The 22,783-nt window shown below is 69.5% G+C and carries 18 protein-coding genes and 1 tRNA gene; 7 read left to right on the forward strand and 12 right to left on the reverse strand.

The window, feature by feature from the left end:
- Positions 1-8: 8 nt before the first annotated feature.
- The 8 genes from clpX to H6A23_RS04740 all read right to left on the reverse strand — a co-directional run bounded on the left by clpX (position 9) and on the right by H6A23_RS04740 (position 11,252).
- Positions 9-1,316 (reverse strand): ATP-dependent Clp protease ATP-binding subunit ClpX, encoded by a 1,308-nt coding sequence (clpX, locus tag H6A23_RS04705; RefSeq protein WP_204831042.1) that lies wholly within the window; start codon positions 1,314-1,316, stop codon positions 9-11.
- 4 nt (positions 1,317-1,320) lie between these two features.
- A complete protein-coding gene (locus H6A23_RS04710; RefSeq protein WP_204831043.1) occupies positions 1,321-1,938 on the reverse strand; it encodes an ATP-dependent Clp protease proteolytic subunit in 618 nt (205 codons plus the stop codon).
- Positions 1,939-2,013: 75 nt separating this feature from the next.
- Positions 2,014-3,372, reverse strand: a complete 1,359-nt coding sequence (gene tig / locus H6A23_RS04715; protein ID WP_204831044.1) for a trigger factor — start codon at positions 3,370-3,372, stop codon at positions 2,014-2,016.
- A gap of 56 nt (positions 3,373-3,428) precedes the next feature.
- Positions 3,429-3,515: transfer RNA gene (locus H6A23_RS04720), tRNA-Leu, on the reverse strand.
- Between the two features lie 174 nt (positions 3,516-3,689).
- Positions 3,690-5,552: an ABC transporter ATP-binding protein gene (locus tag H6A23_RS04725; protein ID WP_204831045.1), complete on the reverse strand. Its 1,863-nt coding sequence runs from the start codon at positions 5,550-5,552 to the stop codon at positions 3,690-3,692.
- The gene (locus tag H6A23_RS04730) at positions 5,542-7,428 is read right to left on the reverse strand and encodes an ABC transporter ATP-binding protein (protein ID WP_286165819.1); all 1,887 of its coding nucleotides are present in this window, start codon (positions 7,426-7,428) and stop codon (positions 5,542-5,544) included. Before H6A23_RS04730 ends, H6A23_RS04725 begins: the two co-directional genes overlap by 11 nt.
- Before the next feature lie 118 nt (positions 7,429-7,546).
- On the reverse strand, positions 7,547-9,412 hold the full coding sequence (locus H6A23_RS04735; RefSeq protein ID WP_204831047.1) for an ABC transporter ATP-binding protein: 1,866 nt from the start codon (positions 9,410-9,412) through the stop codon (positions 7,547-7,549).
- Complete coding sequence (locus H6A23_RS04740) at positions 9,402-11,252, reverse strand: ABC transporter ATP-binding protein (protein WP_204831048.1); 1,851 nt, start codon at positions 11,250-11,252, stop codon at positions 9,402-9,404. The genes H6A23_RS04735 and H6A23_RS04740 overlap by 11 nt, the downstream gene beginning before the upstream one ends.
- A gap of 234 nt (positions 11,253-11,486) precedes the next feature.
- Here H6A23_RS04740 and H6A23_RS04745 point away from each other — a divergent pair, with 234 nt between their 5' ends.
- The 3 genes from H6A23_RS04745 to H6A23_RS04755 all read left to right on the forward strand — a co-directional run bounded on the left by H6A23_RS04745 (position 11,487) and on the right by H6A23_RS04755 (position 14,340).
- The gene (locus H6A23_RS04745; RefSeq protein ID WP_204831049.1) at positions 11,487-12,131 is read left to right on the forward strand and encodes a GNAT family N-acetyltransferase; all 645 of its coding nucleotides are present in this window, start codon (positions 11,487-11,489) and stop codon (positions 12,129-12,131) included.
- A gap of 435 nt (positions 12,132-12,566) precedes the next feature.
- Positions 12,567-13,769, forward strand: coding sequence for an MFS transporter (locus H6A23_RS04750; protein ID WP_204831050.1), 1,203 nt, complete (start codon positions 12,567-12,569; stop codon positions 13,767-13,769).
- A 1-nt stretch (position 13,770) separates the two neighbouring features.
- Positions 13,771-14,340, forward strand: a complete 570-nt coding sequence (locus H6A23_RS04755; RefSeq protein ID WP_204831051.1) for a GNAT family N-acetyltransferase — start codon at positions 13,771-13,773, stop codon at positions 14,338-14,340.
- A 202-nt stretch (positions 14,341-14,542) separates the two neighbouring features.
- Here the strand turns inward: H6A23_RS04755 and H6A23_RS04760 are convergent, their stop codons facing one another.
- Entirely contained in the window at positions 14,543-14,974 is a 432-nt protein-coding gene (locus H6A23_RS04760; protein ID WP_204831052.1) for a GNAT family N-acetyltransferase, read from the reverse strand.
- 58 nt (positions 14,975-15,032) lie between these two features.
- Here H6A23_RS04760 and H6A23_RS04765 point away from each other — a divergent pair, with 58 nt between their 5' ends.
- Positions 15,033-15,593, forward strand: coding sequence for a hypothetical protein (locus H6A23_RS04765; RefSeq protein ID WP_204831053.1), 561 nt, complete (start codon positions 15,033-15,035; stop codon positions 15,591-15,593).
- Between the two features lie 57 nt (positions 15,594-15,650).
- Here H6A23_RS04765 and H6A23_RS04770 read toward each other — a convergent pair whose 3' ends face one another.
- From H6A23_RS04770 to H6A23_RS04780, 3 genes are all read right to left on the reverse strand, one after another.
- Entirely contained in the window at positions 15,651-17,366 is a 1,716-nt protein-coding gene (locus tag H6A23_RS04770) for an ABC transporter ATP-binding protein (RefSeq protein WP_204831054.1), read from the reverse strand.
- Positions 17,367-17,540: 174 nt separating this feature from the next.
- Positions 17,541-18,800: a sensor histidine kinase gene (locus tag H6A23_RS04775; RefSeq protein WP_204831055.1), complete on the reverse strand. Its 1,260-nt coding sequence runs from the start codon at positions 18,798-18,800 to the stop codon at positions 17,541-17,543.
- A complete protein-coding gene (locus H6A23_RS04780; protein ID WP_204831056.1) occupies positions 18,797-19,519 on the reverse strand; it encodes a LytR/AlgR family response regulator transcription factor in 723 nt (240 codons plus the stop codon). Before H6A23_RS04780 ends, H6A23_RS04775 begins: the two co-directional genes overlap by 4 nt.
- 279 nt (positions 19,520-19,798) lie before the next feature.
- Between H6A23_RS04780 and H6A23_RS04785 the strand changes: the two genes are divergently transcribed.
- From H6A23_RS04785 to H6A23_RS04795, 3 genes are read left to right on the forward strand one after another with little or no spacing between them, the layout of a single operon-like run.
- Positions 19,799-20,950, forward strand: a complete 1,152-nt coding sequence (locus tag H6A23_RS04785) for an ABC transporter substrate-binding protein (protein WP_353653014.1) — start codon at positions 19,799-19,801, stop codon at positions 20,948-20,950.
- 49 nt (positions 20,951-20,999) lie between these two features.
- On the forward strand, positions 21,000-21,947 hold the full coding sequence (locus H6A23_RS04790) for an ABC transporter permease (protein WP_204831057.1): 948 nt from the start codon (positions 21,000-21,002) through the stop codon (positions 21,945-21,947).
- Entirely contained in the window at positions 21,947-22,783 is an 837-nt protein-coding gene (locus H6A23_RS04795) for an ABC transporter permease (protein WP_204831058.1), read from the forward strand. Before H6A23_RS04790 ends, H6A23_RS04795 begins: the two co-directional genes overlap by 1 nt.

The raw sequence follows: 22,783 nt of genomic DNA on the forward strand, positions 1-22,783 counted from the left end.
GAGTGGGCTTACGCCACGCGGTGCTTGCCGTGGGCGGTGGTCACGATCCTCGGTGACTCCCCGCCGCCGACGGACTCCTTGGTGACGATCACCTTGGTGATGTCGAGGTCGCTCGGCAGGTCGAACATCGTGTCCTGGAGCGTCGCCTCGCAGATGGCGCGCAGGCCGCGGGCGCCCGTGCCGCGGGCGATGGCCTGGCGGGCGATCTCCTCGAGCGCCTCGTCCTCGAAGACCAGCTCCACGCCCTCGAGCTCGAACATGCGGCGATACTGCTTGACGAGGGCGTTTCGGGGCTGCGTGAGGATGCTCACGAGGTCGGACTCGGTGAGCTCGCGCGTGGCGGTAATCACGGGGATGCGGCCGAGGAACTCGGGGATCATGCCGAACTTGTGCAGGTCCTGCGGCATGACCTGCTCCATCAGGTAGTCCTCGTCCTTCTCGGCGTTGCGGCCGACCTCGGCGGCAAAGCCGATGCCCTTCTTGCCGATGCGGTCGGCCACGATCTTGTCGAGTCCCACGAAGGCGCCGCCGCAGATGAAGAGGATGTTCGTGGTGTCGATGCGGATGAGCTCCTGCTGGGGGTGCTTGCGGCCGCCCTGCGGGGGCACGCTCGCCTCGGTCCCCTCGAGAATCTTGAGGAGGGCCTGCTGGACGCCCTCGCCGGAGACGTCGCGCGTGATGGAGAGGTTCTCGGCCTTGCGGGCGATCTTGTCGATCTCGTCCACGTAGACGATGCCCACCTGCGCGCGCTCCACGTCGCCGTCGGCGGCGGTGATGAGCTTGAGCAGGATGTTCTCCACGTCCTCGCCCACGTAGCCGGCCTCGGTGAGGGTGGTGGCGTCGGCGATGGCGAAGGGCACCTCGAGGAAGCGCGCGAGCGTCTGCGCGAGCAGCGTCTTGCCCGTGCCCGTGGGGCCCAGCAGCAAGATGTTGCTCTTGGCGATCTCGACCTCCTCCTCGCCCTCGGCTACCTCGTCGTTGCCGGAGAGGATGCGGCGGTAGTGGTTGTAGACGGCCACGCTCATGGCGCGCTTGGCCTGCTCCTGGCCCATGACGTACTGGGAGAGCTCGTCGTAGATCTCGTGCGGGGTGGGGAGGTTCTTGATCGGCGCCTGCTCGGGCGCCTCCTCGACGGCATCGGCCGCCTCGACGTCCACCTCGTCGATCATCTCGGTGCAGGCGTGCACGCACTCGTCGCAGATGAAGACGCCGCCCGGGCCGGCGATGAGCTTGCTCACCTGGCTGCGGCTCTTCCCGCAGAACGAGCAGTGCATCTCGTTGGAGAAGCCGGGGCCTCCCTGATCAAAGCTAGGCATCGAGCTACTCCTGGGTCTGGTCGGCGCGGGACGTGATGACCTTGTCGACGAGGCCGTAGGCGCAGGCCTCGGCGGCGCGCATGTAGTTGTCGCGCTCGGTGTCGGCGTTGATCTTCTCGATGGGCTGGCCCGTCGCCTCGGAGAGGATCTCGTTCAGGCGCTGGCGGATCCAGCGGGTCTCGTCGGCCACGATCTGGATGTCGGTCTGCTGGCCGGAGACGCCGGAGCTCGGCTGGTGGATGAGCACCATCGAGTTGGGGAGCGCAAGACGCTTGCCCTTGGCGCCGCACGCGAGGATGGCGGCGCCCATGGAGGCGGCCATGCCCACGCAGATGGTGGAGACGTCGGGCTTGATGAAGTTCATCGTGTCGATGATGCCCAGGCCTGCGTAGACGTCGCCGCCCGGGGAATCCACGTAGAGGGCGATGTCCTTGTCAGGGTCCTGGCTCTCGAGGTGCAGGAGCTGCGCGATCACGAGGTTCGCCGAGTCGCGCGTGACCTCCTCGCCGAGAAACACGATGCGGTCGTTGAGCAGGCGGGAGTAAATGTCGTAGCTGCGCTCGCCGCGCGGGGTCTGCTCGACCACGTACGGGATGAGCGGGATGTTGGTGGGATGGTGCATGCGGTCTCCGTTTCTTGTAGAAGGCCCCGGACGAGGCGCGCTCGCCCGGGGCACTTCGGTGCCTGATGAGCGGGACTACTCGGCGTCGGCGGCCTCGTCGTCCTTCTCGCCCGCGGCAGCGCGCTCGGCGACCTCGTCCACGACGTTCACCTTGGCGTTCTCGACGAGCCAGTCGAGGGCCTTGGTGCGGCGAATGGAGTCGCGGATGGCCGGGAGGCGGCCCTCCTCGCGCCACTGCTTGACGGAGGCGTCGACGTCCTCCACGCCGGCGCGCTCGAACTCGGCGCGGACGTCGTCCTCGGTGGCCTCGAGGCCGAGCTTGGCGGCCACGGCGTCGAGGGCGAGCGACTGGCGGGCGCGCTCCTCGGCCTGGACGCGCAGATCGGCGATGAAGTCGTCGGACTTCAGGCCGCGGGCGCGCAGGAACATGTCGAGGGAGACGTTCTGGCGCTGGAGCTGGGAGAGGAACTCGGAGGCGAGCTCGTTGAAGATCTCGTTCTGGTAGGCCTCGGGCACGGTCTCGAGCTTGAGCAGCTTGCCCATGGCCTCGACGACGCGGTCCTCCTTGAGGTTGGGGATCGTGGTCTTCTTGTCGCCCTCGATCTCCTCCTTGACGGCGGCGCGGAACGCCGCGACGTCGTCGAAGCCGAACTTCTTGGCGACCTCGTCGTCGAGCTCGGGGGTGACGGCCTTCTTGATGCCGTTGAGCTTCACCTTGACGGAGAAGGTGTGGGAGTGCTCCTCGCCCTCGTGGACGTGGGTGTGCGTCCACTCGATGGCCTTCTCCTCGCCCTTCTTCATCCCGACGATGCCCTCCTGGAGCTGCTCGGGGACCTGCTGGCCGTCGAGCGAGAGCAGGCGGTTGGTGCCGGCGAGGTGGCCGGCGCCCTCGACGTTCTCGATGTCAACGGAGACCACGTCGCCGGGCTCGACGGCGCGGTCCTCCTCGACGTCCTCGTAGGTCACCTGGTAGGTGAGGAGCTGGTTGATCTGCCAGTCGATCTCGGCCTCGGTGGCCTCCTCGGGCGGAAGGTTGATCTCGGGGGCGTCATAGCTCTCGAGCTCGCAGGCCGGGCGCACGCCGATGGTAGCGGAGACGACGTAGTCGGTGCCCTGGGCGGCGAGCTCGGGGTCGGCGCCCTCCGGGCCAAAGCTCACGCGGCCGACGGGGGTGACGTCGAGCTCCTCGAGCATCATGGGCTCGACGGCGCCGAGCAGGTCGTTGGTCGCCTGGGCGAGCACGGCCTCGCGGCCGATGATGCCGTCGATCACCGGGCGCGGCGCGTGACCGCGGCGGAAGCCCTGGAAGTTGTACTTCTTGGCGATGTCCTTGTAGGTCTTGGCGATGGCCTTGTCGACATCGGCAGCCGGGACGGTGACCGTGGCGGCCATCTTGTCGTCGATCGGCTTCTCAGCGGTGACGGTGATCTTCAACGTTCCTCCAGTGTCTCGTGCGGGCGGGCTTGCCCCGCCGTGCGTGCCGTTTGTGCTGGTGCGGGCGAAAGGACTCGAACCTTCACGGGGTCTCCCCCACTGGAACCTAAATCCAGCGTGTCTACCAGTTCCACCACGCCCGCAGCTTGCACAGCCTTATGAATATACCAAACTTCTAGAGGATACCCACGTCTTGGCAGATATTTCACGTCAGGCCTGCGGGTTGCCGTGCGAGGAACCGTGCGAAGGGGACAGTCACTTTTGCACACGCGCCTGTGCAAAAGTGACTGTCCCCTTCGCACGCCAACGCGGGGCCGTCAGCCCTTCTCGCCGTCCACGTAGTAGCTGGCCTGGGCGTTCCACAGGCTCGCATAGAGACCGCCGGCTGCAAGAAGGTCCTCGTGGGAGCCCGCTTCCGCGATCCGCCCGCCGTCGAAGACGACGATTCGGTCGCAGAAGCGGCAGCTGCTCATGCGGTGCGAGATGTAGACGGCCGTGCGGCCCTCGACCATGCGGTCGAACCCCTCGTAGACCTCGGCCTCGCTGATGGGGTCGAGCGCGGCCGTCGGCTCGTCCAGGATGACGAGCGGCGCGTCCTTGTAGAGCGCGCGGGCGAGCGCAAGCTTCTGCGCCTCGCCGCCGGAGATCATCACGCCGTCGCCGAGGTCCTTGTAGAGGAGGGTGTCGAGCCCCTGCGGCAAGGCCCGCACCAGCTCGGCCGCCCCCGCCTGCGCAAGCGCCGCCCACATCCGCTCGTCGTCGCGCGCGTAGCCCGCCGCCAGGTTCTCCCACACCGGGAAGGCGAAGAGCCTGAAGTCCTGGAAGACCACGGCAAAGAGGTCGCGGTACTCGTCCTCGTCGTACTTGCGGATGTCCACGCCGTTCAGCGTGATCCGCCCCTCCGTGGGGTCGTAGAGGCGAACAAGCAGCTTGATGAAGGTGGTCTTGCCCGCGCCGTTGGGCCCCACCACGGCCAGCCTGTGCAGGGTGTCCAGCTTGAGGCTCACGTCGCGCAGCGCCCAGGAGCTCGTGCCCGGGTAGCGGAAGCTCACGTGCTCGAAGGCAAGCTCGAAGAGCCCGTCGTCGCGCTTCTCCACCGGGATGGTCCCGTGCGGGCGCGGGTCCTCCATGTCCATGAGGTCGAGAAAGACGCCCAGGTATCCGCAGCACTCCCGCAGGCGGGCGCTCTTCTCGCAGAGCGTCGCGTAGGCCCCTCCGAACTGCGCGAGCGCGCCCGCGTAGGTGGTGAACGACCCCACGGTGATGGCCCCGGCCAGCACCTTCACCGCGACGATCGCGTATGAGGCCACCACGAAGACCGCGCTCAGCGCGCCCGTCCCCACGTCGAGGCGACGCGTGGAGGTGAACCAGCGGTCGTAGAAGCCGATCGAGGCGCGGGTGTTCTCCTCGAGGTTGCGCATGAGCATGCCGCGCATGTCGTAGATGCGCGCGACCTTGGGCACGCGCCGGTCCTCAAGCACCAGGCCGAGCAGGTACGTGAGGCGGTTCTCGACCGAGGCGTAGTCTTTCGTGAAGCCCCGCATGACGCGCCCGCGCAGCCGCCCCAGCGCGCCGTTGCCCGCGACCGCCCACCCGAGCGCGGCCAAGAGGAGCAGCGCGGAGACCGCCGGCGAGGCCGCTGCCGAGAGCGACGCGCCGGCGCGGCCCGGGGCCAGACAGAGCGCCACCACCAGGCCCACGCACGCGAGCATGTTGAGCAGCGCGCACAGGGCGTCGCGGTAGAACCCGGCCACCGCCCCGAGGTTGCCCTGCATGGACGCCGTGCGCTCCACGTAGGCGATACGCTCGGAGATCTTGGGGTCCTCCATCGTCTCGTAGCTCAGGCTCATGGCCTTCTCGCGCAGCATCACGGTGAACTCGCGCATGACGCGCATGGAGCCCACGGTGGCGCGCCGCTCGCACCGGGCGCGCACGCACGAGGCGAGAAACGCGCAGGCCACGATGCATGCCGCCATGACCGCGCTCACGCGCGCGCTTCCTGCCGCGAGTGCGTCGACGAGGCGGGCCGTGAGGATGAGGGAGGCGTAGAGGGCCCCCACCCGCACCGTCGCGTCCACGAGCATGACGGGGATGAGCGCGCGGTCGATCCGGTGCACCACGCCGAGCAGGCGAAGGCCCGTGCGATGGAACGCCAGGGGCTCGCGGATCCTATCGAGCATCGCGCTCGCCTCCCTTCTCGCCGTGCGCCGCGTCCTTCTCGCCAAGCGCCGCGCCCAACTCGCCGTCCTCGTAGTAGCGGGCCTGGGTCTCGAACATGCGGGCGTAGGCGCCGCCCGCGGCCATGAGCTCGTCGTGCGTGCCCTCCTCCACCACGCGCCCTCCCTCCATGAACACCACGCGCTCGCAGAAGCGCGTGGACGAGAGGCGGTGTGAGATGAAGACGCTCGTCTTGCCGTGGGTGAGCTCGTCGTAGCGCTCGTACATCTGGCGCTCGGCGAGCGGGTCCAGGGCGGCGGTCGGCTCGTCGAGAAGGACCACCGGCGCGTCCTTGTAGAGCGCGCGGGCGAGCATGAGCCGCTGGGTCTCGCCGCCGGAGAGGCTCACCCCCTCGGGGTCCACGTCCTGCCCGAGGCGGGTGTCCGCGCCGTGGGGCAGGCCGTCGACCTTCTCGGCCAGGTCGGCGCGCTCGAGGCTCTCCGCGAGGCGCCCCTCGTCCACGGAGGCGGGGTCGTCCGCGCAGGTCACGTTGTCCGCAACGGAAAACGAGAACGGGAAGCAGTCCTGGAAGACGACCGAGAGCTCCCGCCAGAGCGCGCGCCGCTCGATCGCCGAGACGTCCTGACCGTCCAGGTAGACCGCACCCGAGCTCGGCCGGTACAGTCCGCACGCGAGCTTCACGAGCGTGGTCTTGCCCGCGCCGTTGACGCCCACCAGCGCGACCTTCTCGCCCGCGCGGATGGTGAGGGTCAGGTCGTGTACGGCGTCGGTCCTCCCGTCGTAGGAGAAGCAGACGTGGTCGAAGCGGATCTCGTGCGCGTGGCCGGGGCGGGCGACGCCCTCGCCGCCGCGGCTCGGCTCGCAGTCCGCGTGGAAGTCGCGGTAGGCCCCCACGTGGCGGGCGTTCTGCGTGAGCGACGTCAGGCCCTCGAACGCCGCCTGCATCCAGGTGCCAAAGCCGCTCACCATGCCCACCATGAGCAGGAACGCCGGGAGGTCGAGCGCGCCCGAGAGGAGCCGCGCGATGAGCAGCGCGTAGGCCGCGGCGTCGCGCGCGAGGGCGAGCGCGACCGCGAGGTAGCCCGAGCGCTCGAAGGCGCGGTACTCCACGTCGCGCAGGGCGAGGTCGCGCTCGATCACGTCGGCGAAGGCGCGGGAGAACCACGCGGCCATGCGATAGAGGCGGATGTCCTTGCCGTTCTCGGGCGAGATGGTCTGCCGGCGCAGGTAGGAGAACTCCTCGCTCGTCTGGAACTCGGGGCCCATGACCTCGAAGCTCCTGTTGGAGGCCCAGGCGTTGCCCGCGACGGCGCCTGCCGTGAGCAGCGTGATGAGGGCGAGAAGCCCGGGCGCCCCCGAGCCGATGACCGCCCCGTAGGCCACCATGCCGGCCGCGCCCGTGACGAGGCCGCGCAGGCTGAGCAGCACCTGGCCGACGCCTATGCTCATGTCCTGGAAGAAGGCCATATCGGCGGCCTGCATCTTCTTGTTCGCCTCGTCGCTCTCTATGAAACGGTAGTCGGCGGCGAGGGCGTCGCGGCACATGTCGAGCCCGCCCCAGATGCGCGCGAGCGAGTCGTTCCAGGAGGCGCGGCGGTCGGCCCAGGTCCTGAGCACGCCGAGCGCCTGGATGAGGGCCGCGGAGACGGCCACGAGCGCAAGCGACGCGAGCGGGTCCCAGCCGGACGTGAGCGCGGCCACAACGACGCTCGGCAGGGCGGCCGCCAGGAACGGCTGCGCCACCCCGAGCGCCACGTCGAGCACAAAGACCCCCACGGCGCGGGCGCCGGCGTGGCGCCTCATCAGGCGCAGGGCGAAGAGGGCGTTGCTCGCCGCGGACCAGCGCCGCGTCGGCTCCACCGCGTTGACGTCAGTCATCTGCACAACGAATCAAATCCCCTCTGTACGATCGCCACGCTAGCCCGAGCCGGGCGCACGGAACCCGCCGCCAAAGCGTGCGCGCAGCTCGGGACGGGCGAGAAGAACCGGCGGGCCGTCAGCCCTTCTCGCCGCCCACGTAGTAGCTGGCCTGGGCGTTCCACAGGCTCGCGTAGAGGCCGCCCGCGGCGAGAAGCCCCTCGTGGCCGCCGCGCTCCACCACGCGCCCGCCGTCGAAGACGATGATGTCGTCGCAGAAGCGGCAGCTGCTCATGCGGTGCGAGATGTAGATCGCGGTCTTGCCGGCAACCATCCGGTCGAACCCGGCGTAGACCTCGGCCTCGCTGATGGGGTCGAGCGCGGCGGTTGGCTCGTCCAGGATCACGAGCGGCGCGTCCTTGTAGAGCGCGCGGGCGAGCGCGAGCTTCTGAGCCTGGCCGCCGGAAGGCGCGATGCCCGGGCCCAGGTCGTTGTAGAGGCGGGTCTCGAGCCCCTCCGGCCATGCGCGCACGAAGCCGGCGTCGACCCGCTCGAGCGCCTCCCAGAGCCGCACGTCGTCGCGCGGGTAGCCCGCCGCCAGGTTCTCCCACACCGGGAAGGCGAAGAGCCTGAAGTCCTGGAAGACTACCGCCATGAGGTCGCGGTACTCGTCCTCATCGTACTTCTCGATGTCGATGCCGTTGAGCGTGATGCGCCCGAACGTGGGTCGATACAGGCGGCACAGCAGCTTGATGAAGGTGCTCTTGCCCGCGCCATTGGGGCCCACCACGGCCATCTTGCGCCTCATGCCCAGCTTGAGCGTGACGTCATGCAGAATCTCCTCGGAGCTGCCGGGATACGAGAAGCTCACGTGCTCGAAGGCGAGCTCGTACTCGCCGTCGTCGCGCTTCTCGGGCGGGATGGAGCCGCGCTCGCTTGCCTCGGGCATGTCGAGAATGGCCAGGAACTCCTCGAGGTAGCTGCAGTGCTCGCGCAGGTCGTTGTTGCGGCTCACGAGGTTGGACCAGGCGGTCCCCAGTTGCGCGAGGGCGCCCGCGTACTGCGTGAACGCGCCGATGGAGATGGCGCCGGCGAGCACCTTCACGGCGACGATCAGGTAGGACGCCACGATGAAGGCGCCGTTGATGCCCGTGGACGCCACAGCCACGCGGCGGTTGCCCGCGCGCCAGCGGTCGTAGAAGCCCACGCTCGCGCGGTTGGTCTGGTCGAAGGCACCCATGAGCATGTCGCGCATGCCGAAGACGCGCTCCACCTTGCCGTCGGCGCGCTCGCCCGCGACGAGGTCCATGAAGTAGACCATCCGGCGCTCCCACGCCCCATCCTGCGCCGAGAAGCGCTCGGTGATGCGGCGGCTGAGCGCGGAGACGGCGGCCTGGCCGCGCACGAGCAGCGCCACCGCGCAGGCGAGAAGGACCGCGGATGCCGCCGGGCTCGCCAGCGCTGCGAGCACGCCCTCTCCGCCCGCGGCCGGGGCGGCCGCGACGAGGCCCACCATGAGCGCGAGGCAGGCCACGAGCGACAGCGCGCTCTCGAGCAGGGCGCGGTAAGCGGCCGGGATCATGGAGAGGCCGCCCTTGATGCGCACCGTCTGGTCGAGCGCGGCGACGCGGCCCTGGAAGGCGGGGCTCGAGAGGGTCTCGTAGTCCAGGCGCAGCGCCTTCTTGCGCGTGAGCAGCTGGAAGGCCAGCCAGCTCACCCAGGCGCCGTCGTTGCGGTGGTACTCGCAGACGCGCTCCACCACGCCGGCCGCGGCCGACACCGCCACGATGGCCGCCGCCGACGCCACGCTCGCGCGCCAGTCGAGCGCGATGAGCGAGTTCACGAGAAGCGCCGTGAGGAAGAGGTTGGCGTAGATCGCCGCCACGCGGGTCACGGCGTCAACCACGAGCGCGGGCACGAGCGCCCGGTCGAGCCCGTGCAGGATCTTGAGCAGGCGAAGCCCCGTCCGGTGGAACGCCAGGGGCTCGCGGGTCCTATCGAGCATCGCCGTCTCCCTCCCCGGCGTGCAAAAGTGCCTGTCCCTTTTGAACGCCGTCCTCGTAGTAGCGGGCCTGGGTCTCGAACATGCGGGCGTAGGCGCCGCCCGCGGCCATGAGCTCGTCGTGGGTGCCGTCCTCGGCGAGCCGTCCGCCCTCCAGGTACAGCACGCGCCCGCAGAAGCGCGTGGACGCGAGGCGGTGCGAGATGAAGACGCTCGTGCAGCCCTCGGTGAGCTCGTCGTAGCGCTCGTACATGCGCGCCTCGGCGATGGGGTCGAGCGCGGCAGTGGGCTCGTCCAGAATCACGACCGGGGCGCCCTTGTAGAGCGCGCGGGCCAGCATGAGGCGCTGGGTCTCGCCGCCGGAGAGCGTCACGCCCTCGTCGTCAATGTCCTGGCCCAGGTAGGTGGCCAGGCCCTGCGGCAGCGAGCGCGCCTTGTCGAGCAGGTCGGCCTGCGAGAGCGCCGCCACCAGGCGCCCGTCGTCGCCACCCGCGGCGTCCCAGGCGCAGGCCACGTTGTCGGCCAGCGGTATCGACAAGACCGCGGGGTCCTGGAACACCACGGCGAGCTCGGCGAACAGGGCTCGCCGGTCGAGCTCGCGCACGTCCACGCCGTCGATCGTGACTCGCCCGGAGGTGGGTTCGATCAGGCCGCACGCAAGCTTCACGAGCGTGGTCTTGCCCGCACCGTTAGGCCCCACGAGCGCGACCTTCTCGCCCGCGCGGATCGTGAGGGTGAGGTCGGAGAGCGCGCTCCTCTCGCCGTCGTAGGAGAAGCTCACGTGGTCGAAGGCGATCTCGTGGGCGCGCCCCGCCGTGGGCAGCGCGGCCACGGGACGCGGCCTCGGCTCGCAGGCGCGCTGGAAGGCGCGGAACCCGCCCACCTGCGCGCTCTTCTGCACCAGCAGGGCGAGCGCGCCGAAGAGCCCTCCCATCCAGGTGCCAAAGCCGGCGACCATCCCCACGAGCAGAAGGAAGGCGGGCAGGTCGATCGCGCCCGAGAAGAGCTGGGCCACGAGCACCGCGTAGGCCACGGCGTCGCGCACGAGCGAGGAGGCCACGGACACGAGGCCCGCCACCTCCTGGTCGCGCCACTCCCCGCCCCAGGCGGCACGCACGCGCGCGGCCGCGGCGTCAAGCTCGGCGGACATGATGCCGCGCATGCGGTAGATCTTCACGTCCTTGGCGCTTCTCGGCGAGAGGGCCTCGCCGATGAGGTGGTCGTACTGCTCCAGCGAGCGCATCTCCGCCTCCTGGCGCGCCGGGGCGCGGCGCTGCAGGACCACCGTGGCCGCCACGGCCGGCACCGACACCGCCACGAGGAAGGCAAGGAGCGCCGGGCGGCCCCAGCCGATGACGCATGCGTAGACCACCACGCCGCCGAGGTTGGTGGCCAGGTCAAAGAGCGCGGTGAGCGTCGCCTGCGAGCCGCTGTCCGGGCCGTTGAAGAAGCAGGCCTGCGCCACGCCCTTGCCCTGCCTGGCGTCCTCGGTCTGCAGGTAGTCGTAGTCCGCGGCGAGAAGCGCGTCGAGGTAGGCGCTGTAGAGCGCAGATCGGGTGTTGCTGCACGCGCCTGAGCGCTGGTTGGCCGTCCACGCCTGAAGGACGCGTGCGAGCTGATAGGCCGCCACGTAGGCGGCGAGAAGCCCGAGCGCGGCCGGCGCGGGCATGCCGCTCGCCAGGACGCCCACCACGAAGCTCGGCAGCGCCGCCCCCAGGAAGGGCAGCGCCACGCCGAGCGCGACGTCGGCCGCACACGCCGCCACCGCGCCCCAGCCAAGGCCGCGGCGCATGGCGCGCAGCACGTAGGCGACGTTTGACGCCGTAGAGAAGCTCTTGCTCATGTGCACTCACATCCTTTCGTCCGAGAATGTGATACCGCGCCGCGGGCGGCCGCGGGGAGCATCCGCACGAGTTGCGCGATTTTTCGCGCGAGTTGTCACGGGCGGCTGGGCGGGGAGCTTCGAGTTTTCGTCGCGCCCGACGCGGCAGCGCACCGCCCCGGACGCAGAGCTCGTGCCAGACAGCTGCGCTATACTGCCGCCAGCCCGGCGAGGGCCGAAGGCGAGGAGGTCGGAATGGACGTGCCACACTGGCCGTACTGGCGGCAGAACGCTCAGGGTGGGGTGCAGATCTGGTACACGGACATGCCCGAGCGCCCCTTCGTCGCGCCCGACGCGGACGAGCGCGTGGAGCGCGCCACCACCGAGATGAGGGACCTCGCCAAGAGGCTCGCCCCGCGCGGCGAGAAGCCCCTCGCTCTTCTCGAAATAGCCCCTGACCTGCGGCTTGTTCAACTTACGCGCATCCCGGAGCAGGCGCTCTCCTGGTACCAGGACCCCGAGACGCTCTGGATGGTCGACGGCAGGCGCGACCCGTACACGCCAGAGCGCCTCGCGCAGATGTACTCGTGGCTCTCCGAGCACGGCGAGCTGTGGTTCATCGAGGTCATGGCTCGCGAAGGCTGGCGCGTCGTCGGCGACGTCACGCTCTGCCCCGACGACCTCCCCATCGTCATCGGCGAGAAGGGCCTGCGAGGGCGCCACATAGGCCGCCGCGTGATCGCCGCCCTGTGCAAGCGCGCCCGCGAGCTGGGGCGCGACGAGGTCCGCGTCGCAGAGATCTACGACTGGAACGAGGCCTCCCAGCGCTGCTTCGCCGCCGCGGGCTTCTCGCCCTACGAGCGCACCGAGCACGGGGCCCGCTGGCGCCGCGCGCTGTAAAGGAGCCGGCGGCTGCCCTGCGCCGCGCCCCGCACTCGATGCCCGCACCTGAGAAGTGCGGTCCTTACGCACCCCTCGCGCCCTCACTTCTCGCCAAAGCACGAGCGGGCGCCCGCACTCCCGGCCCCGCACGCCCGCAATCGCCCGCACTCGATGCCCGCACTCGCGAGTGCGGGCCGACAAAGCCCTTCTCGCCCAGCCGACGTGCTACAATCCCCCCAGCAACCGGCTGATGCAAAGGAGGCCGCAATGAGGCAGACGAACGAGGAGACCCGCTAGGGAGACCCGTTTTCCGAGGTAGCGCCGCCGCCCGCATGACGGACGGGTTTTTGTCGTGCGCCTCGAAGCTGCCGCATCACGCCCGTGCAGACGCCGAACGCCTCTCCCCCGCGAGTCCACGCAGACCCGCACGCCTCTAGGGAAAGGCACCCTCTCTTGCATGTCGACATCCGCCGCCAGACGCGGCTCTACTACGCCTACGTGGCGCTCTCCAACCTGTCCATGATCTCCGTGGTCATGAATCTCTACCTCGCCCACCTGGGCTTCTCGCTCTACCAGATCGGCATCCTGCTGGGTATCCTGCAGGTGGCAAACACCGTCCTCGAGATCCCGACCGGCTTTGTGGCCGACCGCTTCGGCAACCGGGCGAGCCTGATCTTTGCCCTCGCGCTGCAGATGGCGGCCTACGCGCTCATACCGCTTGCGGGGGCGCTGCCCGCCATGGCGGCCGTGATGGTGCTGCTCGCGCTCGCCAACACGCTCACCACGGGGTGCGCCTCGGCCATCGTCACCAACGCGCTTCTCGCCGAGGGGCGCTCCGACCAGCTCACCGACCTCTCCGCACGCTCCGGCGTCATCTTCTACCTCTGCTACGGCGTGGCCGCGCTGGCCTCGGGCTGGCTCAGCGAGCAGAGCTACGAGCTCGTGATCGCCCTCAGCGTGGGCTGCCTCGCGGGGGCGCTCACGGCCGTGGCGCTCATGCGAGAAGTGCGGGCCGGGGGCGAGAAGGACGGCGGAGACCGACCGATTCGCGTCCGCGAGGCCGCGCGCTACGTGGTCTCCAACCGGCCGGCGCTCTACTATGCGCTCGTGGAGGGCGCCGTGGCGTGGTCGATGGTCCCGGTGGACGACTTCTACAACAACTACCTGCACGACTTCCTGGGCATCCCGCTACCGCTCGTGGGCGTGGTCGTGGCCGCGCAGTTTGTGGCGGCGAGCCTCGCCGGGCTTGCGAGCTCGCGGCTTGCGCGCCATGTGCCCGAGGGGCTCGTCGCGCGCGTGGGGCCGGCGGTGACGGTGGCGGTCTTCCTGTGCTTTGCGCTCGCCCCGGACCCGCGCGCGGCCATCGCGCTCTACCTGCTAGGACTTGCGACGTTTCGGCTCACCAACCCGGTGCGCTCCAAGCTGCTGAGCCTCGGGGTCGACGCGCGTTTCCGCGTGACCGTGGCCTCGTTCAGCTCCATCGCGATCTCGCTTCTGTCCGCGGTCTCGCAGCCGATCTTCGGCTGGCTATCGGGGGCGCTCGGCATGCGCGCCGCGATGGTGGTCCTCATGGCGATCACGCTGGCTCTTCTCGCCGCGATCAACCTCGCGTTTCCGGACGCGACGTCCGCGGACGCGGTCGAAGGGGGCAACTGACATGCGCGCTGATCCGCAGCACATCAGTTGGGACCAGACCTCAACATACATACCGCAAGAGAAGGGCGTGAACATGCTTCAGATACGAGAAATGCGGGGGCACGATATTCCCGAGAAGGCCGTCGTCCATGCGCAGACGTGGCGGGAAACCTATGCGGGAATGCTCCCCGACGAGCTTAACGCGCACATTACGCCGCAGTTCGCCGAGCGCCTCGCACATGAGCAGGCCGATTGGCTCACGACGCTCGTGGCGCTCTGGGACGGCCACATAGTAGGATACGCAAGCTTCTCCGCGGCACGCGAGCAGCTTGGGCGGGCCGACGCGACAGAGCTCTGCAACCTCTATGTGCTTCGCTCGCATCAGGGGCTCGGCGTAGGCTGGGCACTTGTCGATGCAGTCCGGGAGCGCATTGGCGAGAGCGACCTCGTGCTCACCGTGTTTGCAAGAAACGAGCAAGCGCAGGGGTTCTACCAGCACGTTGGTTTCAGGCTGACGGGACGGATGTTCCACGATGACGAGGCGGGCGACGAGCTCGAGATGCTGCTCGCTCAGTCGCCCGCGCGACCCTAGGCGAGCCGACGCGCGCGGGCGAGTCCAATCTCGGGACGCACTTGAGGCAGGCGCTCGAGAAGTGCGGTCCTTACACACCCCTCGCGCCCGCACTTCTCGCCAAAGCACGAGCGGGCGCCCGCACTCCCGGCCCCGCACGCCCGCAATCGCCCGCACTCGATGCCCGCACTCGCGAGTGCGGGCCAGCGGGCGCCGCGGCGGCCTACCCAGCGGGCACAAGGCGCACGTAGGCCACGCACCCCAGGCGCTCGGCGCGCGTGAAGCCGAGCGACTCGTAGAACGCACAGGTCCCGGGGCCATCATCGGCGAGAAGCTCCGTCTGGTAGACGCCGCCGAAGCGCTCGAGCACCGCGCGCACGAGGGCCCCTCCGATGCCGCGGCGGTGAAGCTCGGGCGCCACGACCACGTCCTGGAGAAAGACGATCGAGGCCCCGTCGCCCACGACGCGCGCGAACCCCACGAGCCTCTCGCCCGCAAAGGCGCCCCACACCGCAAGCGAGCCGGCAAGCGCGGCGCGGACCATCTCCGGGCGGCTCGTGTAGTTGACCCAGCCGACGGCCTGGTAGAGGTCGAGGATCTCGGCGATGCGCGCCTCGCGCTCGGCGGTCCCGAGCTCGCGAACCTCATACGTCATGACAGCCCCCTCCGCGACGCGGCACTACAATGGCAGCATAGCGGAGAAGGGAGTTGCCATGTGGCACGCTGACAGCCGCCCCCTGCCGGAGGACCGGCACGTGTGCGTCATCTACCTCTCGCGCGCGGGCAAGGCGCTCGACGACGAGGGTCACCTCATGGAGGCGGAGCCCTCCCCCGCCTCGGAGGCCGCCGAAGCGCTCGAGCGGCTGCTCTGCGAGCGGCTCTTCTCGCATCGCGCTGACGCACCGCACGGGCAGAGCCTCGTTATGGTCAACGAGGTGGTCGAGAAGGGCGGCGCACTCGTCATCCAGCCCCACCTGCCGAGCATCCTCGAGCGCTACGAGACCATCGTCGTCTGCGCGCCCGTCCGGGACGGGCATCTCGCCCAGCCGGTCGAGGCGGCGCTCGCGCAGCGCGGCCCCCACGACTTCACCGGCCACGCCGTCCGGCCCGTCTGCACGCTCGCGGACAGCATGGGAACGGCTGCGGACATGGCACGCGACCTGCGGCGCGTTTGCCCGGGAGCCACCGTGGGCGAGCCGCTGGCCCTTCTCGGCGAGAAGGGCGCGGACTTCGAGCCCCAGCTCGCGGCGCACCTCGACGACTGGCTCCGCTGACGCCGTCGCTCGCCGCGCGCCGTCGTACCGTGCAAAAGTGCCTGTCCCTTTTGCACGCTAGTTGCTCACCGTGAAGAGGGAGTAGAAGTAGCCGCGGGCCGCCATGAGCTCGTCGAAGGTCCCGCGCTCCACCACGCGCCCATCGCGCAGGGCAACGACCTCGTCGTAGCGCTCGAGCAGCGGCGCCTCCAGACGGTGCGTCACCACCACGCGCGTGAGCCCCTCGAGCCCCAAGATCTCCTCGCCCACCGCGCGAGCCGTCTGGTTGTCGAGCGCCGCCGTGGCCTCGTCAACCAGCAGCACCGGCGTGCGCCGCAGGAGAGCCCGCGCGATCGAGACGCGCTGCCGCTCGCCGCCGGAGAGCGCGGAGCCGTTCTCGCCGCAGCGGAAGCCCTCGCCCTTCTCGGCCACCAGAGCCGCCAGGCCGGCGCGGCGCACGGCGTCGTCCACCGCCTCGTCGGGGAAGTCGCGAAACATCGTCACGTTGGCGCGGATCGTGTCGTCGAAGAGGAAGACGCTCTGGTCGATGAGGCTCACCAGGTCGTAGAGGCTGCCGGCCTCCACGTCGCGCAGCTCGTGGCCGTCCAGCGTAATAGAGCCCTCGTAGCCGTCGTAGCCGCCCATGAGGAGGTTGAGCAGCGTGGACTTGCCGGAACCGGAGGCGCCCACCACCGCGTAGCTGCGCCCGGCCGCAAGCTCAAGCGAGACGTCGCGCAGCACCGGCGCGCCCGGCTCGTAGCCAAAGCTCACGCCCGAGACCTCGATGCCGCGCTCGAGCCGCGAATCGATCCTCTCGCCGGCGCGCTCCGCGTTCTCGCGCGTGGCCGCGGCGAGCTTCTCCACCAGGCCCGCGGCGGCCCGTCGGCTCGCCCAGTACTGCGGCACGATGCTAATCGGCTGCATGAGGTAGTTGCACAGGTTCACAAAGATGAGCACCGTGCCGGCCGTGATCTGCCCGTCGATGGCGAGCCACGCCCCAATGAAGAACACGCCAAACTGAAGCAGCACCGAGCACAGGTCGCCGGAAACCGCGGTGATCAGGCAGTCCCACCAGTAGCGGGCGCGCTTTGCCTCCTCGGCCGCCCCGCTCGCCGCGTCGAAGAGGCCGCGCGCCTGCGCCTCGGCCTTGAAGCTCTTGATGACGGAGAAGCCGGCCAAGAGGTCGCGCAGCTCGGAGACGAAGGCCTCGTTGCGGTCGGACACGGCGCGCTCGCGGACGGCGAGCTCGCGGCCCATGAGCACGGAGGCCGCAAGCGGCAGCAGCGAGAGCGCCACAGCGGCCAGCGTCAGCGGCACGCTGTAGAAGAGCATCATCGCGAGCGTGCCCACGAAGAGCAGCGCGTGATAGACGAGCAGGAACGACCGCTTGAGGTAGCCCTCCTCGACTGAGGCCACGTCGTTGGTGAGCAGGCTGAGGTAGCTGCCCGTGTTCTCGCGCGAGAAGGCGCGGATGCTCTTCTCGGAGAGGCGCCTGAACGCCAGCGACTTGTAGCTCACCAGCGCCCGGAACACGAAGTCCGACTTGGCGCGGTACATCCCCACGCTAATCGCAAACGACGCCACCATGAAGACGGCGCAGAGGGCGAGAAGAGCCTGGAGCCGCCCGAGGTCGCCGGCGGCGATGACGTCGATGATCTCCCCGAGCAGCCAGGAGCCGATGAGGGCCGACGGGATGTCGAGCACCGTGAGCGCGAGCGCCGCCGCGAAGCGGGCACGGTTGTGGTCGAAGAAGGCACGGAAGTACTCCCGCGCGGCAGGCGTGATGGATGTCATGTCTCTCCCCTGTTCAAACGAAACCAGTATGTCAGGAGAGACCTAGAGCATGACGACCTTTCGCCGGGAACAGGACGGCTCCATCATAGGGCGCGGGCGCCGCGCGGACCCACAGCTTTCGGCGAGCGGCGCCGGCCGACCGCGCCGTGCAAAAGTGACTGTCCCCTTTGCACGCTACAGCGGCAGGCTGACCTCGGCGGCAAAGACGCCCGGCTCGTTGGCGAGGTTCAGGAAGCCCTCGTACTTCTCGACCACCGCGGCCACGCGCTTCATGCCCAGGCCGTGGTTGCCGCGCTTCTCGCTGATGTAGTTGCGCTGGTTGAAGCTCGGGTCCTCCACGGCGGAGTTCTGGATGGACGCGTAGAGCTGGCTGCCGCGCGCGGCCACGTAGACGCGCAGCCACCGGCCGTCCGCGGGCAGCGCCGCGCAGGCCTCGATCGCGTTGTCGAGCAGGTTGCCCAGGATCACGCAGAGGTCCACGTCGTCCACCGTGAGCGCGTCGGGCACGCGCGCCTTGCATGTCACGGCCACGCCGTCGCGCTCGGCAAGGCTGAGCTTGGAGTTCAGGATGGCGTCCACCATGAGGTTGCCGGACTTGACGTAGGTGTCCACGCGGTCGAGGTCGGCCTCGAGCTCGTCGAGGTAGGCGGAGAGCTCCGCGAGCTGCCCGGCGGCGAGCTCGGCCTTCATGACCTGAAGGTGGTTGTGGTAGTCGTGGCGCCAGCCGCGCATGTCCAGGTAGATGGCGCGGATCTCGTCGTACTGGCGGGAGAGCACCTCCTGCTGGAAGCGCTCGGCCGAGCTCTCGAAGCCGCGGCGCAGGCGCGCGTAGCCCCCGGTGACGAGCGCGTAGGAGCCAAAGGCGGCGAGAAGCGCGAGCGCCGCGGAGGCGGGCGGCCCCGCGACCGTGAGCGTCCCGAGCGCGGCCATGACGCAGGCGAGAAGGGCCACGTCGCGGCGAGAGAGCGTGCCGCGGCGCCGCATGGCGAGCACGAACGCGAGCGCGAGCGGCGCCACTGTGAGCGCGGCAACGACCCGCCCGGGCGCGCGCCCCCCGAACGCGACGCACGCCAGGCCCACAAGGGCCGCCTCGGCGAGCCCGGGCGCCACGGCGGCGCGCCAGGTCAGCGCGAGCGGTTCCTCGTCGAAGAACGCGTCGAGAAGGACGAGGGCGAACGTGACCGCGAGCCATGCAGCGGCGACGCCCCAGGGCGCCCCGGCGCGCGCCGCGCCCGAGAGGGCCCCGGTGAGCGCCCAGGTAGCCAGGTCCTCCCCGAGCCAGCCCGCGGCGAGCGCGAGCGCGCAGGTCCCGAGCGTCACCGCCCACGCGCCGCGGCTCGCGCGCAGCCGCCCGAGCGACGCGACGTGCAGGACGTAGGCGACGAGCCAGGCCGCCTGGGACCCCAGGGCCACCGCGAGCTCCGCCCCGCTCATCCGAGGGTCCCCCGGCACCACGCGAGCCACGCCTGGTTGAGCGGCTCCCAGCGCCCGCGCGCGATCGGCAGGCTCGCGCCGTCGTCCATCTCCACGTCGCGGCGGGTGATGCGCCGCACGTGCGCGAGGTTCACCAGGCAGGAGCGGTGGCACTTCGTAAAGAGCGTCGACTCCTCAGCGAGCTCGGCCTCCACGCGCGCGAGCCCCTCCTTGCTGCGCAGGCACGTCCCGTCCGCCAGGTGCACGAGCGCGTCGTGGCCCGACCCCTCCACGTAGCAGACGCGCGAGACTACGACGCGGCTCGTCTCGCCCGCGGACTCCACCACGAGCACGGGCTCGGCGCGCCCCAGGCGCTCCCGCGCGCGGTCGAGCGCCAAGAAGAGCCTGTCGGCGCGCGCCGGCTTGAGTAGGTAGGAGACCGCGTCCACGTCATAGCCGTCGAAGACGTGGTCGATGATGCCGGTCACGAAGACGACCTGCGTGCGCTCGCCGCGCTCGCGCAGGAGCCGCGCGAGCTCCATGCCGCTCGCGCCGGGCATCTCTATGTCGAGCAGCGCCACGTCCGGGGCGCCGTCGTCGAGCGAGAAGAACAGCGCGTCGGCGGAGACGAACGTGTCCACGCGCGCCTCGACGCCGCGCCCGCGCGCCCAGTCGCGCGCGAGGCCCGCGATGAGGTCCGCGGCGGCCCGCTCGTCGTCGCACACGGCAATCTGCAGCACGCCCTTCTCGCCTCCTCTCTGACCTAGCCATGATAGCGCTCGGAGCGCCGGGGGCGCGACGGGGGGGTCGCGCAATCCCCGCGTAAGAGAACGCACAGACTTGCGTAAGCCGCCGGCACGGCGAGGTCAGCGAGACGTAATGGAGCGTCAGCTTTTCGAAAGCGCGGGTCGAACGGGCGACACGGCGCGCTGAGCGTCCCATAGACTCACGCCGTGAGCAAGCCGTGCGACTGGCGCGCGGCTGACCGTTTCCCATGGCACGACCCGAAGGGAGCACCTGTGAAGAAGAGCACCACCCACCTCGTCGGCATGCGCGCGCTCTCGCGCCGCAACTTCCTCGGCATGGTCGGCATGGCCAGCCTCGCCTGCGCCGCCGGCCTCGGCCTCACCGGCTGCGATGACGGCGGCTCGGCACAGCCGGCCGTGGACTACAACTCGATGAGCCTCGAGGACCTCGTCGCCCAGGCGCAGGAGGAGGGCGAGATCGCCTCCGTCGGCATGCCGGACACCTGGGCCAACTGGGTCGAGACCTGGGAGGACATCGAGGCCGAGTACGGCATCACGCACGCCGACCAGGACATGTCCTCCTCCGAGGAGCTGGCGATGTTCCGCGAGGAGGGCGTCGACGGCACCAAGGACATCGGCGACGTGGGCCAGTCCTGGGGTCCCACTGCCGAGGAGCAGGAGCTCACGCTCAAGTACAAGACGAGCTACTGGGACGAGATCCCTGACTGGGCCAAGGACGACGACGGCGACTGGGTCGTGGGCTACTACGGCACCATCTCCCTCATGTCCAACGACTCCACCGTGCCCAGCGCTCCGACGAGCTTCCAGGACCTCCTCGACGGCGACTACAACGTCTGCGTGGGCGACGTCACGGCGGCGGCCGTGGCGCAGTACGCGGTGCTCGCCGCGGCCTACGCGCTCGGCGGCGGCATCGACGACATGCAGCCCGGCTACGACTTCCTGAAGCAGCTCGCCGAGCAGGGCCGCCTCGACGTCTCCGACGCCTCGCTCGCGCGCATCGAGTCCGGCGAGATCGACGTCTGCATCAACTGGGACTACAACTCCCTCAACTACCGCGACCAGATCCTCGAGAACAACCCCAACGCGCAGTTCTCGGTCAGCATCCCGTCGGACGCCTCCGTCCAGTCCGGCTACTGCACGATCATCAACAAGAACGCGCCGCACCCGGCGGCCGCCTGCCTCGCCCGCGAGTTCATCCTCTCCGACGAGGGCCAGATCAACCTCGCGCGCGGCTACGCCACCCCGATCCGCGACGTTGAGCTGCCCGAGGACGTGGCGGCCCTGCGCCTGCCCGACGAGCAGTACGGCGACCACGTCCAGACCGTCGACGAGTCCGTCTGGAGCGGCGTGTGCCAGGACATGATCACCTGGTACCAGGAGAACATCATCCCGATCCTCGGCTAGTCACAAGAAGGAGGCAGGGCCGGGTGCCGCGCGCGCCCGGCCCGCGCGTATGGAAAACACCGTCACCATCGGCGAGAAGGACGCGGGCGCCCGGGGTGCGACCGCCGCGTCGGGCTCCGGGACCGGGACCCGCGCGCAGGGCCGCGCAGGGTCCCGCAGGCGCCTCGGCTGGGTCGCCATCGTCCCGTTCTTCGTCATCGTCGCACTCTTCGAGATCATGCCGCTCCTGCAGCTGGCGCTCAACAGCGTCATCGGGCGCGACTCCGAGACGCTCGGCCTCGAGAACTACGTCCGCGTCTTCACCACCCCGCTCTACCAGCAGTCCATCTGGAACAGCGTCTGGATCAGCCTGCTTTCCGCCGTGGTCGGCATCGTCGTGGCGTTTCTCGCCGCGCGCTTCGCCCACGAGGCGAGTCCTCGCGTGCGCAACGCCTTCACGATGATCCTCAACATGATGTCGAACTTCTCCGGCGTGCCCCTGGCCTTCGCCTTCATGATCCTCATGGGCAACGCCGGCGTGCTCACGCTCATCGGCCAGCGCTTCGGCATCCCGCTTCTCGCCAACTTCGACCTCTACGGGGCCGACGGCCTCGTGATCATGTACATCTACTTCCAGATCCCGCTGGCCACGCTGCTGCTCATCCCCGCCTTCGCGGGCATCAGGAAGTCCTGGCGCGAGGCCGCCACGATCCTGCAGGCGTCGACCTTCGACTACTGGTTCAGGATCGTCATCCCCAACCTCATGCCGTCGATCCTCGGCACCCTCTCGGTGCTCTTCTCCAACGCGCTCGCGGCCTACGCCACCGCCTACGCGCTCGTGATGAACAACTATGCGCTTCTCGCCCTGCAGATCACCTCGCGCTTCAAGGGCGACGTCCAGACCGACGCGGCCACCGGCGGCGCGCTGGCCGTGGTGCTCATCGCGCTCATGGTCGTGTGCACGCTCGTGAACAACTACTTCACGCGCCGCGCCGCCAAGGGAAGGGAGCTCGTCTGATGGCCGAGAAGAACCTGCGCGCCGCGCACGCACCCGCCCAGAAGACCTCGCTCGCCGGCAAGATCTTCCTCGGCGTCGTTGCCGCCTACCTGCTCGTCCCCTTCCTGGCGACGCTCGTGTACTCGCTGTTCGTGGAGTGGACCGACATCCTTCCGTCCGGCTTCACCCTGCGCAACTACCAGGAGCTCTTCACCAACACCGTGTTCTGGGCCTCCATCGGGCGCACGCTCGTCCTGTGCCTGGTGAGCGTCGCCATCACGATCGTGCTCATCCTGCTCGCGATGTACGTCGTCGTGGCCGTCAACCGCAAGGTCGCGCCGGTGATGCAGTTCCTCTGCATGATCCCGTACGCCCTGCAGGGCGTGATCCTCTCGATCGGCATCATCTCGCTCTACACCGGGACGGGCACGATCCTCTCCAACCGCATGTTCATGCTCTTCGGCGCCTACACGATCCTGGTGCTCCCCTACATCTACCAGGGCATCCGCAACGCGCTCAACTCCATCGACGCGGGCATGCTCATCCAGGCGGCCGAGATGCTCGGGTGCGGGCGCTTCCGCGCCTACGTGCAGGTGGTCCTGCCCAACATCCTCTCCGGCATCCTCGTCTCGAGCCTGCTCGCCGAGAGCATCATCTTCGGCGACTTCGTGCTCGCCAACAACATCGCCGGCACCAACTACCAGAACATCCAGGTGTTCCTCCAGGCGAACATGGACGTCTCGAGCGGTCTTTCGAGCGCCGTCGTCGTCATCATCTTCGTGGTGGTCGCGCTCGTAACCGCGCTCGTCCTGAAGCTTCAGGGCGCCGCCCAGAACAACGCTAAGGAGCAGGCATAA

The organism is Olsenella uli, assembly GCF_016900775.1.
Classification (GTDB): domain Bacteria; phylum Actinomycetota; class Coriobacteriia; order Coriobacteriales; family Atopobiaceae; genus Thermophilibacter; species Thermophilibacter uli_A.

Excerpts from the sequence above, each read along its gene's own strand:
- clpX (WP_204831042.1), bottom strand. The coding sequence starts at position 1,316 with ATGCCTAGCTTTGATCAGGGAGGCCCCGGCTTCTCCAACGAGATGCAC.
- H6A23_RS04710 (WP_204831043.1), bottom strand. The coding sequence starts at position 1,938 with ATGCACCATCCCACCAACATCCCGCTCATCCCGTACGTGGTCGAGCAG.
- H6A23_RS04725 (WP_204831045.1), bottom strand. The coding sequence starts at position 5,552 with ATGCTCGATAGGATCCGCGAGCCCCTGGCGTTCCATCGCACGGGCCTT.
- H6A23_RS04730 (WP_286165819.1), bottom strand. The coding sequence starts at position 7,428 with ATGACTGACGTCAACGCGGTGGAGCCGACGCGGCGCTGGTCCGCGGCG.
- H6A23_RS04735 (WP_204831047.1), bottom strand. The coding sequence starts at position 9,412 with ATGCTCGATAGGACCCGCGAGCCCCTGGCGTTCCACCGGACGGGGCTT.
- H6A23_RS04740 (WP_204831048.1), bottom strand. The coding sequence starts at position 11,252 with ATGAGCAAGAGCTTCTCTACGGCGTCAAACGTCGCCTACGTGCTGCGC.
- H6A23_RS04745 (WP_204831049.1), top strand. The coding sequence starts at position 11,487 with ATGGACGTGCCACACTGGCCGTACTGGCGGCAGAACGCTCAGGGTGGG.
- H6A23_RS04755 (WP_204831051.1), top strand. The coding sequence starts at position 13,771 with ATGCGCGCTGATCCGCAGCACATCAGTTGGGACCAGACCTCAACATAC.
- H6A23_RS04760 (WP_204831052.1), bottom strand. The coding sequence starts at position 14,974 with ATGACGTATGAGGTTCGCGAGCTCGGGACCGCCGAGCGCGAGGCGCGC.
- H6A23_RS04765 (WP_204831053.1), top strand. The coding sequence starts at position 15,033 with ATGTGGCACGCTGACAGCCGCCCCCTGCCGGAGGACCGGCACGTGTGC.
- H6A23_RS04770 (WP_204831054.1), bottom strand. The coding sequence starts at position 17,366 with ATGACATCCATCACGCCTGCCGCGCGGGAGTACTTCCGTGCCTTCTTC.
- H6A23_RS04775 (WP_204831055.1), bottom strand. The coding sequence starts at position 18,800 with ATGAGCGGGGCGGAGCTCGCGGTGGCCCTGGGGTCCCAGGCGGCCTGG.
- H6A23_RS04790 (WP_204831057.1), top strand. The coding sequence starts at position 21,000 with ATGGAAAACACCGTCACCATCGGCGAGAAGGACGCGGGCGCCCGGGGT.
- H6A23_RS04795 (WP_204831058.1), top strand. The coding sequence starts at position 21,947 with ATGGCCGAGAAGAACCTGCGCGCCGCGCACGCACCCGCCCAGAAGACC.